The sequence below is a fragment of the uncultured Paracoccus sp. genome (genome assembly GCF_937873615.1).
GTDB lineage: Bacteria > Pseudomonadota > Alphaproteobacteria > Rhodobacterales > Rhodobacteraceae > Paracoccus.
Map to the genome: position 1 here is coordinate 1 of NZ_CALMYP010000072.1, position 12,388 is coordinate 12,388.

Genomic DNA, 12,388 nt, shown 5'->3' on the forward strand with positions numbered 1-12,388 from the left:
AGGCGCGTCAGGCGTCAGAAACACATCAATTCAATGGGGCGTGGCCGCCGCTTACTGATTGTCCTGAGGTCGAACAAGAAATCCGGCAGGACGAACAACCGCGGTCGAGGACGATTTCACGCATGGTCGTCCTCCGGATCGGGCCAGTTGCAGGGGTCCTCCAGCTCCATGCAGAGGCCGTTGGCGGGCGACTTGTAGTGGCTGGGAACGACCGGTTTGCCGGTCGACAGCACCTCGCCGGACTCCGGATCGACCTGCGCCTCGCTGCCGAACACCATGCCGTGGACGCAGAGATATCCGAACCTCGAGCGAACGACCTCGTGGCCGAATTCGGTGCCATCGCGCAGGAAGCGGATATAGCCCTTGGTGCTCAGCACATTGATCCGGTCACGAATCGTCGACTGGCTGCCAAGGCCGAACTGGTTCTCGAATGCCTCGCGGAACTGCGTCGAGGTATAGAGCCGCCCCTCGGCGGCCTCGGCGAGCAGGATCGAGAGGATGACGTCGCGCTTGCGATCGCGCTCGGCGTCGTGCTTTGCGCCGATTTCCTGGCCGACGACGCGTTCGAAGAGCCGGCTGACCTCAACCCATGTGCCCCCGATCTTGTCGACCAGCTTCGGCTCGAGCGCCGGTCCGTTGCGCAGTTCGATCTCGAGGCGACGGGCGGTGCTGTCCTCGTCCGGGCGGTGCAGGATCAGGCCTGTGGTGTAGTAACCCCGGAGCGCGCTGGCGCCGGAGAGGGCCAGGAAGGGATCGTCCTTCACCTGCTGCTTCGAGAGCTTCTTCGTGTGGTGGACGAGGATGACACCGGCATCGGGATTGACCGCCGCCTGCAGCGCCTCGACGCGCTCCCGCAGGAAGAACATCATCGCGCTGTTGTCGTTCTCGCCGCCGCTGTCGGGACCGCCGTCGAAGACATTGCGGATCGGGTCGATGCACAGGACGTCGGGCGGGCTGTCGCGGAAGGCGGAGCGGACCGCCTCAGCCACACGGGCCACGCCACCCCCATCGAGCAGCAGCTTCAGCCGCGGCGTTGCGACGAAGCCATCGCGGGCGGAGTCGAGCACCTCGGGCGGCAAACCGATCTGGTGAAGGCGCTCCCGCAGGTAGTGATACTGAAGTTCCGCCTGCAGGTAGAACACCCGCAGCGGCCGCGGCGGCGTAAAGCCGAGGAACGGCACGCCGGCGGCCATGTGCACGAGCCAGGAGATCAGGAAGTCGCTCTTGCCGACCTTGGGCGCTCCGCCAAGGACCAGCAGGCCGCCCGGTGTGAGCACGCGCGGCGCGATGATGTCGTCGGGCAGCGCGCTGCGGTCATCGAGCAGCTGGCCGAGGCTGAAGCAGTCCAGCGGGCCTGTCGGCGCCTCCTGCCGCGGCGGCTGCGCAGGTCCGTTGCGTTCGAGATGTCGCTGCCACAGGCGACGTGTCTCGGCCTTGAGCCGATCCTGGGGCCATGGCGGGCGCAGCATCGCGGCGTTATAGCTGCAGATCGCCTCCCAGGCCTCATCGAGCGTCATGCGCCCCTCATGGGCCTGGCGCAGGTAATGGCCGATCGCGGCACTGGCGCCCTGGAACCGTGTCCAGTCATCCGCCGCGCCTTCCCGCACAGGTGTGGTCAGCACCTCATCGACGGAGGGTTTTGCATCAGCATTGAAGTCGAGGGGCGTGCCCGACGACGACGGCTCTGCCAAGGCCGGCATGGCGATCGCCCGAGTCTCGAACTCGGCCAGATCAACCTCGATCGCCTGATGATCGATGATCCGGACCTGCGACCTCAGTCCGTACTTGCCATGGATGGTGCCCGGCACCCGCACCGGCTGGTGCGCCGAACCGAAGCTGCCGTCACCACCGACCTTGCGGGCGATCTCGGCGCGCAGGCGGCAAAGACGGGCGATATCCGCACCATGCGCGGGCTCGCTCAGCTTCCACCACAGATGCAGCTTCTTCTGACCGCCCTCGGTGATACCACCGCTTTCCACCGTGAGCGTGGCGGGACCGAGATGGCGGATGAGGTGATCGCGCTTGGCGACAATATCGCCCTGATCAAGATCGACCACGAGGGCCTGCATCTGCAGCACATGCCCGGCGCGGGCTTCGCCACACTGCGCCACCGTGCCGGGGATGACATAGATGGCTCGGCCGATGGGCGCGGCAACCTCGGCACAGCCCGCGATGGTCGCGGGCGCACCCGCATCGGCAGGCAACCAGCGCAGATCACTCGGCGGGGGCGGCGTCACGCCCTTCTCGGGCAGGCCGCGCAAGGGGATCAGCCCGTCGCACCAGGAGAAGACGACATCGAGAAAGAGCGCGATCTGCGCCGGATCGACCGCCGGCACGCTCATTGTAGCCGCCCTTCGCCGGGCTCCAGATCGGCGGGCTGGATATAGACCGCGAAGAGGTCCTCGCCATCCTCATGCTGGCCGGCTGCTTCGAAGAAGTAATACCGGTCTGGCATCACCAGCTCGGTCAGCTCCCAGCGGCGGTAATACCCCGGCAGGCGTTTCAGGAGATCAGGCGGCGGAATGGGCGGCAGTGTCATCGATAGGGCTCGTGAACAGGGGCTTCACCTGTTCAAAAGCCAATCCCGAAGGCCGATCGGGACATTGAAGCCGCGATCAAATGTGATATCTATAATTAAAATTGATATCGAGCGAGCTTCATCATGGCCCAGATCGTCGTGCGTCAGATCCCGGAAGAGGTGCATCGCGCGCTGAAGGCGCAGGCCGCCGCGCATGGTCGCAGCGCCGAGGCCGAGTTGCGCGAGATCATTGCCCGCGCGGTGCTGCCGCAGTCGCGCCCGCGCGCGGGTGATCTGATGCGCAGTATCTGGTCCGGCGCCGAGACGGACGACCTTTCGGTCGAACGCGACCGGACGCCCGCGAAGCCGGCCGGTTTCGAATGATCATCCTCGACACCAATGTCGTCTCGGAGACGATGAAGCCGGCGCCAGAGCCGCGGGTGATCGACTGGCTCAACCGGCAAGAGCTGACCACCCTGCACCTGACCACCATCAGCCTGGCCGAGTTGCGGTTCGGCATTGCATGCCTGGACGCTGGGCGGCGTCGGGACGATCTTGACGCGCGGCTCGAGCAGATGCTGGCCGAGGTATTTCCGGCACGTATCCTGTCGTTCGACGAGGCCGCTGCCAGTGCCTTCGGAGTATTGATGGCAACGGCGCGCCGGCAGGGACAGGCCGTGAGTTTTGCCGATGGCGCGATTGCTGCCATTGCCGCGGCACAGGGCTATCCCGTCGCCAGCCGCGACACCGCGCCCTTCGCCGCCATGGGCGTGGAGGTGGTGGATCCGTGGCACGAGGCGGCTCAAGGCCGGTAATGGCCTCGCAGGCGCGCGGCGGCGCGTTGATAACGCTTCCGCGCCGCCCCATCGGACAGGCCGAGCGCGCTTGCCATCTCGATCTGATTCAAGCCGTCCACCGCGACGCCAAGGACCAGATCGGCATCTGACCCGATTACCGCCGACATATCAGCACGCAATTCCGCCCGCATCCGGGCCCGTTCCGCCCATGACGGCGGCGCGGCAATCCAGTCGGGTTCTACCTCCGCGCAAGATTGCTGGCGGTCGATCTCGCGTCGATGGGCGCGCAACAGATCGCGTTCGGTGTTCATTAGCACGGTGGCGGCGATATTGGTGACGCGACCGAGATCAAGGGTCCGGATGATTTCCGTGCTGCGGGCCAGGAGGTCGGAGCTGATCTCGTCAGCAGTGCCGACACGACGACGCAGGCAGCGGTTGCGGATCGCATCGAGCCCCGGCCACAAAGAAAGCAGCATGACGTGCAGGGCCAATCCCGCGGGACGATCGCGGCTTTGTGACCTGCGCACGAGGGCAGCGAGAATGGCGTTTCGCCCATCGAAATCGAGATGCCCATGATGCAGGGCGCCGAGCAGCCCGACGATATCGGTGTAAGGCCGAAGCGACAGTTCGGTCGACCGGACGGCACGATAATCGCGTTGAGATTGCAGGGTCGACGACGAACGGGCGAGATCCTCGCGGATCGCGGACCAGGAGAAAGACACGGGACGCCAGCCTTCCGGCCGGGCGTCCAGCGCCTCTCTCGGGCCTCAGGGCGTCATGCGCCTCTGATGATCGGGAAATCGGGTGGAACGGCGCGGCTTAGCGCGCCGCACCAGTGGCTTGGTTCAGGGTGCCGCAGCGGCGGCAGGTCGCCGTCGCCGGGAAGCTGACGAGGTATTCGTGACCGCGCGCGAAGCTCACATGCATCAGCCCGTCACGGTGGATGCCAAGCAGTGCGCCGCAGCGGCAGCAACGCCAGTCATTTCCGGACCTGCGGGGTGTACGGTCCAGGGTGCGGCGCACTGCCGGGAGGTGGGAGATTTGGTTCGGCATTTGGAATGCTCCTTCGTTGATGGAGCACCTCAAATGAAGCAGAGAATCGGAGTTAGTCAGACCCCCCGAACGGAGTTGGAACGGAGTTGGCGGTCAGGTCGCGATTTCCCACAAGCCGCGTTTGGGCGAGCGCAGGAAGTCGGCCTTCAGCTTGCTCCACAAGGACTGACCAAAGATGTTACCGAGTGATTGGTTGCCAATGCCAGCAACCATGTCGTCTGTTTTCATGGGTGTCGGATACGCCTGCACCAGACGATCGATGACCATGACACGCTGGGCACCGACGATATCGATAGTGCCTTTTCCGGGGACACTCAGCACACCGGCGCCGTTGCCCGACTTGTGAAACTCCACGGCAGCGCCACCTTGGGCCAGAGATCGGTTCCGACGAAACGTCGATATGAGGCTCGTCATGTCTACGGCAATTTCGGTTGCCTCCAGCAGGATATGGTCGGCAAGTCTCGCGAGCACATTTGCTGCCACGCAGGAGCCGGCGGCGTCCCCCGCCTGCAGGACGAGCCCGATCCCTTGCTTGTCCCGCGCGCGAAGCTCGGTATCGATGGCGGCGCGGACCCGCTCGTCCTCGAGTCTGCGGGCGACATAGAGCGGCACGTCACTTCCGTCGATTTCGAGACCGCCGAGCGCGATGAGGTCGGGCCGGATGTTCTCCATCGCTGCGATGTCCAGCGCCTTGCCAAGCTGCTCGCGCAGGTGGCTGGCGACCCAACCGTCTCGGATCCGATAGACACGGTAGCGCTCCGGCAGCGCGGCCGACGATGACTGGCCATCGGTCGAGTATAGCTCGAGTCCCTCAGGACGCTCCACGACCTTTGCCACATGTTCCGCAAAATCGTCTTCATCGTCGATCACGTCGTCACCCTCCCAACCTGAGGGGACCAGGAACCCGAGATCGAGCAGGGTTTTGACGTCTACTCCCCGCTCGTGAAGCCAGGCACCGTTTATGCGGTCAGACCCCAGGTTCCACAAAGCCAGCAACGCAGGCAGCACCGCCATGCTCTCTCTGGGCGTCGGTGCGCGACCATCACGCAATATGCCCCAGTGGCGGAGCAAGCGGTGACCGAGGACGCGCTCGAATGGATCGTCCACTCCGAGTAGGCTGGTCGTATTCCGATCCGTCAGGGTGAAGTCGAGCGTGCGCACGGCATCAGCGCCTGCACGACGGTACTGAACTGCGATCTCGACGAAGCGGATCGCGAGGGCATTGCAGAAAATCCTGTCGAGACCAGGCTGTTCGCTGATCAATTGGCCGATGTCGTCATTCAGCGACGTCGAGACCGACAGCCTGTTGGCGAGATTTCCGATACTGATGTCCACGCGGATCACGCGAGCTCGCAGGATGCTTGCATCGTCGAACTCGGGGAGTTCCAGATCGAACCCGTTAAAGAACCGCGCGATGTCGTAGGCCTGAAAATCGACAGGTTGTTGCGAGGGCTCCTGTTCGAGGACCGTCCTGATGAAGCTCTCGGCCGCATCGTGGCGAAGCTTTCGGGTCCCAGCACGGACATGCACGCGCCCGGTACTCGGGGTGTGCACGATCATGATTTCCCCTGGTGGGCGGAAATACATTGTCGTGCGCTGCCCGTCGTCGTGAAGTTCCCGCACACTGGTAGGAGCTTCCGGGTGAACCACAAGGTACATGACCTCGGCGGGCTCATCGCCGTCCTGGGGAATGGCGAACCGGTCGACTTCATATCCGTCGCCCCGATCGAGTCTATCCCGCAGATCGTCCAGCAGGGTGTCCAGCGCCGATGAGGCGACATCAGCCACGCCGTCTTGCACAGGCGCGACCATGAACGTCTGGTAGTGGCGGTCATAGCGGCGGTAGAGCCGCAAATGCAGGGTGTTCTCTGCAGCCTCGAACAGCATCGGCTCGTTGAGATAGGTCCAAAAGCTGCGTGCCAGCGAGTCGCGCTGCCCATCGAATTGCCGTTTCCGGTCGGGCGGCATTTTGGTGCGGACAAGTCCGTCCAGCGCGAACTGGCCGCGATCTGACGACATGTTGACGATACGAGCTGCCTCGGTTTCGAGGGGTGACAGCTTCTCCTTCCGCTGATCGCGCAGCATGGCCGCGGCGGGCACCTCCCCATCCGTTTCATCGGGGTCGGAGCAGTAATCAACCAGCCATGTCAGTTTGTCGAAAACCCGCATTCGCAGAAATGCGGCGATCATCGGCGGCTCGGCATTGTCGAACAGCCCCGACAGGTTGGGACAGGATTTGGCGGGCGCACGAACCACGCGGACCTCCGTGATCAAGCTTTCGTGAAAACTAACCGCACCTGACGCCCAACGCAAAGAATCTTCGGCCGCTGTCCCGATTTGCTTCCTGAACCGGCTTTTCATCATCGAGAACCCTGCGAGTTACTGATGATGAAACGGCCCAACCCTCTGTCACCCTTCCTGATGACTGCCGCCGAGCGCCGCGCCGAACTGTGCGGCCTGCTGGCGCTCGGGCTGGTTCGGTTGCGGATGCGGGATAGGGGCGAATTATCTGACGATACCGGAGAACATTGCCTACACTATCCGGCCGACCAATGCCGTCATGCAACTCCAACGCACCGGAGAAATGCATGAACAAGCCCGATCCCATCCCAGCGCGCCTCGCCGCGCTCAAGACCACCCCAACGCCCGACCTGAAGAAGCGATGGCGCGACCTGTTCGATAGCGAGCCGCCGCCGTTCAATCGCCGCTACCTTGAATCCCGACTGGCCTACCGCATTCAGGAACTCGCCTATGGCGGGTTGAAGCCAGAGACGGTGCGTCGGCTGGAACGGCTGGGCGAGGAACTGGACGGCGGCGACCGGACGAGGCGCAGCATCCGCGCCGATCGCGCCCGCCCCATCATTGGCACGCGCCTCCTGCGCGAATGGCAGGGCGTCGAATACATCGTCACGGTCACGGCTGATGGCTTCGATTGGCAGGGGCGGCCCTACAAGTCGCTGTCGGCCATCGCCCGCGCCATCACCGGCACACGCTGGAACGGCTGGGTGTTTTTTGGCCTAAAAAATCACCGGAGGCGGACATGATGGACAACGCTTATCAGACTGGCCCCATAAAGCGCCGCCGCGCTTCGCAGGACGAGATGGAGGCGCGCGCGCAGTTCCTCATTGACTACGCCGACCAGCATGGCCCGGTGACGGTCCGTCAGCTCTTCTACGCCGCCACCGTGGCCGGCATTCCCGGCATCGACAAGACCGAGGGAAGCTACGCCAAAGTGCAGGTGCAGGTTCTTGACCTGCGCCGCGCCGGGCGCTTGCCCTATGGCGACATCTCCGATGCCACCCGCTACATGCGCAAGCCCCGCACCTATGATGGCTGGCAGGAAGCGCTGGCAAACACCGCGCTGCTCTACCGCAAGGCCCTGTGGGCCGATTCCGACGAGGCGGTCGAAATCTGGCTGGAAAAATCGGCACTGGCCGGCGTGATCTATCCGGTCACCAGCGAATATGATGTGCCCTTGATGCCGACCGGCGGCTATTCGTCGGAGACCTTTGCCTATGGCGCCGTCAATGCCCTGCGCGATACGGGCAAGACGCTGGTCATCTACGCGTTCTACGATTTCGACAGGAGTGGTCAGGACGCGGCCCTCTCTCTCGAGGAAAAGGTGACGCGTTTCGGGCAGGATTTCGACGTGCCGGTCCGCTTCAATCATCTCGGCCTGACCTACGAGCAGGTTATTCATGAGCGTCTGCCGACCCGGCCCGCCAAGCGAAACACGATCGCGGATCAGCGTTGGCCGTATGAGTTCGCGGCCGAACTCGACGCGATTCCGCCAGACCGGATTCGACAGATCGTGCGTGACGCGATCGAGGATCACCTTCCGAGCTGGGAATTGCGGCATCTGAAACAGGTCGAGGCCGAAGAACGCGCCACCCTGCGCCAGTTCATCGGGAGGGTCAGCGATGCGTCGTGATCTCCCCGCCGGAAAAGCGGCGGAAACCAAAAAACCGATCCTGCGCAAGCTCCGCTGCGCCGTCTACACAAGGAAATCCTCCGAGGAAGGACTGGAGCAGGAATTCAACAGCCTGCATGCCCAGCGCGAGGCCTGCGAGGCGTTCATCGCCAGCCAGCGCTCCGAGGGCTGGGTGCTGGTTCGCGATCAATATGACGACGGCGGCATCTCTGGCGGGACGCTGGACCGCCCCGGGCTTCAGCGGCTTTTGGAAGACATCGAGGACGGGCTGGTCGATGTGGTGGTGGTTTACAAGATCGACCGACTCTCGCGCTCGCTCGCCGACTTCGCCAAGCTGGTCGAGGTGTTCGACCGGAACGGCGTAACGTTTGTCTCGGTCACGCAGTCGTTCAACACCACCACATCCATGGGGCGGCTGACCCTGAACATACTGCTGTCCTTCGCCCAGTTCGAGCGCGAAGTCACCGCCGAACGCATCCGCGACAAGGTCGCCGCGAGCCGCAGGAAAGGCATGTGGATGGGCGGCGTGCCGCCCTTCGGCTACCGCGTCGGGCATCGGAAACTGGTGGTCGACGAAGAAGCCGCAACGCATGTGCGCTGGATTTTCGACCGCTTTCTTGAGATCGGGTCCTGCACGGAACTGGCGCGGGAGGTCGGCACGCGGGGCCTCCGGACGCCGCGCGGCAACAGGATCGACAAGAAATACATCTACCGGATGCTCAGCAACCGCGCCTACATCGGCGAGGCGGTCCACAAGGGCGACAGCTATCCCGGCGAGCACGACGCCATCATCGACCGCGAGACGTGGGACCGTGTCCATGCGATCCTGCAGGAGAGCCCCCGGAAGCGCGCCGCCCGTACACGCGCCGACACGCCCGCGCTGCTGAAGGGGTTACTGTTCGGGCCCGATGGCGCCGCATTCTCGCCGACGCATACCCGCAAGGGCGACCGGCTCTACCGCTACTATGTCAGCCAGACGGTGCTGAAGCATGGCGCTGGGTCGTGCCCGGTCGGCCGCGTGCCCGCGGGCGATATCGAGGCGGCGGTGATCGACCAGCTTCGCGCCGTCTTTCGCCAGCCGGAGATTGTTGCGGGGACCTTGAAGGCGGCGCGTGCCTACGCCGAAGACATCTCCGAGGCCGACGCACGCGCGGCCTTGCAGCAGCTCGACCCGCTGTGGGAGGAACTCTTCCCCGCCGAGCAGGCGCGCATTGTCTCGCTGCTGGTCGAGCGCGTCGATATCGGCACGAACGGGCTCAACTTCCGGCTCCGGATGGACGGCCTCGGAGGGCTCGCGCGCGAGATGCTGTCTGGCAGCATCGGAGCAGCAGCATGACCCGCGCGACGGCGGTCCCCGAGACGGTCACAATCCACGTGCCATTCCGCATCGTGAAGCGCGGCGGACGCAAGGAGATGCAACTGCCCGACCGCGTCCGACCAGAGCGCACGCCGGACAGCACGCTGGTCAAGGCGCTGGCCCGCGCCTTCCGCTGGAAGCGGATGCTCGAGTCGGGTGAGTTCGCCACCATCGCCGAACTGGCCGAGCGAGAGGGGATCGCTGCACCATACCTTACGAGGACGATGCGCCTGTCGCATCTGTCCCCAGACCTGGTTGAGTCGATCCTCGACGGACGTCAGCCGCGCCACCTGACGCTGGAAGTCCTGCGGCAACCTCTGTCGGAAGACTGGAGCGAGCAGAAGCGTGCGCTTGGCGAAGCTGCGACACCTCAAGATCTGCGGCAAATCAGGGGATTCACGTCGGAACCAAGGCATGTTACCGTCAAAGAAAAGGGGCAGGCATGAACGTAGTATTCACGGTTGGCTATGAGGGAACCGACATTGATCGGTTCGTCAGGACGCTGAAAGCGGCTGGCGTCGAAAGGTTGGCCGATGTTCGCGCGGTCGCTGCATCGCGCAAGGCCGGCTTCTCGAAAACCAAGCTGGCTGCGCGTCTTGCCGACGAAGGTATCGAATATTCGCATTTCATCGCCCTTGGCGATCCCAAACCCGGCCGCGAAGCAGCCCGGGCCGGAGATTTTGACCTGTTTCGTTCAATTTACGGCGCGCATATCGAGACAACCCCAGCGCAAGAATCGCTGCGGAAATTGATCGATTTCGTTCAGGATGCGCCGACTTGCCTGCTCTGTTTCGAGCGCGATCCGGAAACCTGCCACAGGACAATCGTTGCGCACGAAGTGATCGAAGAGACGGGCTTCGAGGTATTCAATCTGTTCGCTGATGATCCGGAGCGATATGTCCGTCACGCTGCAAAACTGCCGCGTTTCCATTCTGGTGAAGGCCTTACCGCAGCGTAGCGCCAACCACGGGGAAACTGTCTGCTGCGCCGGGGTGACAGCCCACGGCGAATTCAAGCGCCTGTTCCCAATCCGATTTCGGCATCTTTCCGACGGCGCTGCGTTCAAGCGCTGGGACTGGGTCGATTTCAAGTTCAGGCCGCCGACCAGTGATCGTCGTGCGGAGAGCTGCCATGTGATGGAAGACAGCATCACCGTGAACGGCAGCATGTCGCCGAAGGATCGAGCGTCGTTTCTCAGCCCGCTCGTGTCTGCCTCCATCAAGGAAGCCGAGGCGGCTGGCAGGTCGCTTGCGCTGATCCGGCCGCGAAATACCCGGTTCTTCTACAAGGCCAAAAAGCCGGATGAGATCGAACAGGAACGGCGACTGTATGCGGAGGCCGCGCGCCAGGGGTCGTTCTTCGATGAGCAACTGAAGGCGCTCGAACCCAGTCCCTATGATTTCCGCTTCAAGTTCGAAGATGGCACGGGCCCCCACGACTGCGCGAATGGCGATTGGGAAGCCCACGCCATGTTCTTCAACGGCCGTCGGCGGGAGGGATCCGACCAGGCTGCGCTGGACTGGATGAGCAAGACCTTCAACGAGGAATACCCTCGGAAAGGCATTTTGTTCTGCGTCGGCAACATGGCCAAGCGCCATCACACATGGCAGTTGCTGGGTGTCCTCCGTGTGGACGACACTGGTCAGACGTCGCTGTTCTGAAAATCGGATGGCCATTGTTGTCCATCCTGGCGCAGACAGGAGCCGAGGACTGCGGGCGCAAGCCGCCATTCGGCTTGCTTCATCATGCACTTGCGGTTTAGTCTGCGCGCGTAAACGGCGGTTCTGTCAGCTCATTTTCGCAGGGCGTTCGGCAAGTCCGTCGCCGCCTGACAGGACATAGAATTGATGACAGCCGCGACCGCGATCCCTACCACCTTGCCTGCCCACCGGACGCCTGCGGACGAGCGCGCGCATGCCTTGCTTCACACGGCGCGCGCGGGGCATCTCGGGTGCGGTACAGCTGCGGGTGAGAGGAACGAGGACTGGCAATGTCGCGTCTGACGGATCTGATCGCCCGGGCAAAGGCCAGGGACAGCGCTCTCGGGGATGAGCTCGAGCGGGAGTTCAAGGCGCTGGCGTCGCGGCGGGCCTTTGGTCTGAACTTCGAACGACACCGCCCCGAAAGCGTGGAACTGCCCGGCCGCCCCGTGCGGCGGGGCGACAAGGTACGCATCCTGCCGCCGCGGGGCTCTGTCCAGCGCGCAGACCAGCGGCTGTGGCGCGTCAAGCGAATTGACGGCGAAGGCGAAGCGCGAATGGCGGTGGTCGAGCTGATCGATGCCGAGGCGCCAGAGACGGTGGAGGTCGCCGTCGCCGATCTGGTCGTGGTGGCTGAGTTCCGGGACTACATCTACCCCGGCCTGGTCAGCACCGGCCGGGTGGAGCGCGGCGGCGACAAGCCGTACCACACGGTGATCAACGGCGAGAACTTCCATGTGCTGGAGGCGCTGACCTACACGCATCGCGGCAAGATCGACGCCATCTACATCGACCCACCCTACAATACCGGAGCGCGCGACTGGAAATACAACAACGATTATGTCGAGTCAGAAGATCTGTATCGACACTCGAAGTGGCTGGCGATGATGGAGCGTCGGCTGCAGGTTTCGAAGTCGCTGCTAAATCCGAACGATTCAATTCTGGTCGTCACGATCGACGAAAAAGAGTATCTACGACTAGGCTCCAGACCCATTGATTTCGTGCGTTTGACGTGATTCAGGCTCCGCAAGG

The 12,388-nt window shown here is 63.5% G+C and carries 13 protein-coding genes; 9 read left to right on the top strand and 4 right to left on the bottom strand.

Annotation, left to right across the window (positions count from 1 at the left end):
* Positions 1 to 116: 116 nt before the first annotated feature.
* Together Q0330_RS18955 and Q0330_RS18960 are read right to left on the bottom strand one after the other, a co-directional pair.
* Complete coding sequence (locus tag Q0330_RS18955) at positions 117 to 2,342, bottom strand: AAA family ATPase (protein ID WP_299483423.1); 2,226 nt, start codon at positions 2,340 to 2,342, stop codon at positions 117 to 119.
* Positions 2,339 to 2,539, bottom strand: a complete 201-nt coding sequence (locus Q0330_RS18960) for a hypothetical protein (RefSeq protein ID WP_018000084.1) — start codon at positions 2,537 to 2,539, stop codon at positions 2,339 to 2,341. Before Q0330_RS18960 ends, Q0330_RS18955 begins: the two co-directional genes overlap by 4 nt.
* 123 nt (positions 2,540 to 2,662) lie before the next feature.
* Between Q0330_RS18960 and Q0330_RS18965 the strand changes: the two genes are divergently transcribed.
* Positions 2,663 to 2,902, top strand: coding sequence for an Arc family DNA-binding protein (locus Q0330_RS18965; protein ID WP_011748361.1), 240 nt, complete (start codon positions 2,663 to 2,665; stop codon positions 2,900 to 2,902).
* Positions 2,899 to 3,333, top strand: coding sequence for a type II toxin-antitoxin system VapC family toxin (locus Q0330_RS18970; RefSeq protein WP_011748362.1), 435 nt, complete (start codon positions 2,899 to 2,901; stop codon positions 3,331 to 3,333). Before Q0330_RS18965 ends, Q0330_RS18970 begins: the two co-directional genes overlap by 4 nt.
* Here Q0330_RS18970 and Q0330_RS18975 read toward each other — a convergent pair.
* Together Q0330_RS18975 and Q0330_RS18980 are read right to left on the bottom strand one after the other, a co-directional pair.
* Complete coding sequence (locus Q0330_RS18975; protein ID WP_299483429.1) at positions 3,321 to 4,037, bottom strand: sigma-70 family RNA polymerase sigma factor; 717 nt, start codon at positions 4,035 to 4,037, stop codon at positions 3,321 to 3,323. The genes Q0330_RS18970 and Q0330_RS18975 overlap by 13 nt on opposite strands.
* Before the next feature lie 424 nt (positions 4,038 to 4,461).
* Positions 4,462 to 6,729: a hypothetical protein gene (locus tag Q0330_RS18980; RefSeq protein ID WP_299483431.1), complete on the bottom strand. Its 2,268-nt coding sequence runs from the start codon at positions 6,727 to 6,729 to the stop codon at positions 4,462 to 4,464.
* Between the two features lie 227 nt (positions 6,730 to 6,956).
* Between Q0330_RS18980 and Q0330_RS18985 the strand changes: the two genes are divergently transcribed.
* From Q0330_RS18985 to Q0330_RS19015, 7 genes are all read left to right on the top strand, one after another.
* Positions 6,957 to 7,412 (top strand): DUF2924 domain-containing protein, encoded by a 456-nt coding sequence (locus Q0330_RS18985; protein ID WP_299483433.1) that lies wholly within the window; start codon positions 6,957 to 6,959, stop codon positions 7,410 to 7,412.
* The gene (locus tag Q0330_RS18990; protein ID WP_299483435.1) at positions 7,409 to 8,299 is read left to right on the top strand and encodes a hypothetical protein; all 891 of its coding nucleotides are present in this window, start codon (positions 7,409 to 7,411) and stop codon (positions 8,297 to 8,299) included. Before Q0330_RS18985 ends, Q0330_RS18990 begins: the two co-directional genes overlap by 4 nt.
* The gene (locus tag Q0330_RS18995) at positions 8,289 to 9,635 is read left to right on the top strand and encodes a recombinase family protein (RefSeq protein WP_299483437.1); all 1,347 of its coding nucleotides are present in this window, start codon (positions 8,289 to 8,291) and stop codon (positions 9,633 to 9,635) included. Before Q0330_RS18990 ends, Q0330_RS18995 begins: the two co-directional genes overlap by 11 nt.
* Positions 9,632 to 10,102 (top strand): hypothetical protein, encoded by a 471-nt coding sequence (locus Q0330_RS19270; RefSeq protein WP_342666589.1) that lies wholly within the window; start codon positions 9,632 to 9,634, stop codon positions 10,100 to 10,102. The genes Q0330_RS18995 and Q0330_RS19270 overlap by 4 nt, the downstream gene beginning before the upstream one ends.
* Positions 10,099 to 10,614, top strand: a complete 516-nt coding sequence (locus Q0330_RS19005) for a DUF488 domain-containing protein (RefSeq protein WP_299483439.1) — start codon at positions 10,099 to 10,101, stop codon at positions 10,612 to 10,614. Before Q0330_RS19270 ends, Q0330_RS19005 begins: the two co-directional genes overlap by 4 nt.
* Entirely contained in the window at positions 10,553 to 11,317 is a 765-nt protein-coding gene (locus tag Q0330_RS19010) for a hypothetical protein (RefSeq protein WP_299483441.1), read from the top strand. Before Q0330_RS19005 ends, Q0330_RS19010 begins: the two co-directional genes overlap by 62 nt.
* Positions 11,318 to 11,646: 329 nt before the next feature.
* Positions 11,647 to 12,372, top strand: coding sequence for a DNA methyltransferase (locus tag Q0330_RS19015; protein WP_299483443.1), 726 nt, complete (start codon positions 11,647 to 11,649; stop codon positions 12,370 to 12,372).
* Positions 12,373 to 12,388 lie beyond the last annotated feature (16 nt).

Coding starts and splice junctions, on each gene's coding strand:
- Q0330_RS19015 (WP_299483443.1), top strand. CDS start 11,647: ATGTCGCGTCTGACGGATCTGATCGCCCGGGCAAAGGCCAGGGACAGC.
- Q0330_RS18955 (WP_299483423.1), bottom strand. CDS start 2,342: ATGAGCGTGCCGGCGGTCGATCCGGCGCAGATCGCGCTCTTTCTCGAT.
- Q0330_RS19005 (WP_299483439.1), top strand. CDS start 10,099: ATGAACGTAGTATTCACGGTTGGCTATGAGGGAACCGACATTGATCGG.
- Q0330_RS18980 (WP_299483431.1), bottom strand. CDS start 6,729: ATGAAAAGCCGGTTCAGGAAGCAAATCGGGACAGCGGCCGAAGATTCT.
- Q0330_RS18990 (WP_299483435.1), top strand. CDS start 7,409: ATGATGGACAACGCTTATCAGACTGGCCCCATAAAGCGCCGCCGCGCT.
- Q0330_RS18970 (WP_011748362.1), top strand. CDS start 2,899: ATGATCATCCTCGACACCAATGTCGTCTCGGAGACGATGAAGCCGGCG.
- Q0330_RS18960 (WP_018000084.1), bottom strand. CDS start 2,539: ATGACACTGCCGCCCATTCCGCCGCCTGATCTCCTGAAACGCCTGCCG.
- Q0330_RS18965 (WP_011748361.1), top strand. CDS start 2,663: ATGGCCCAGATCGTCGTGCGTCAGATCCCGGAAGAGGTGCATCGCGCG.
- Q0330_RS19270 (WP_342666589.1), top strand. CDS start 9,632: ATGACCCGCGCGACGGCGGTCCCCGAGACGGTCACAATCCACGTGCCA.
- Q0330_RS18985 (WP_299483433.1), top strand. CDS start 6,957: ATGAACAAGCCCGATCCCATCCCAGCGCGCCTCGCCGCGCTCAAGACC.
- Q0330_RS19010 (WP_299483441.1), top strand. CDS start 10,553: ATGTCCGTCACGCTGCAAAACTGCCGCGTTTCCATTCTGGTGAAGGCC.
- Q0330_RS18995 (WP_299483437.1), top strand. CDS start 8,289: ATGCGTCGTGATCTCCCCGCCGGAAAAGCGGCGGAAACCAAAAAACCG.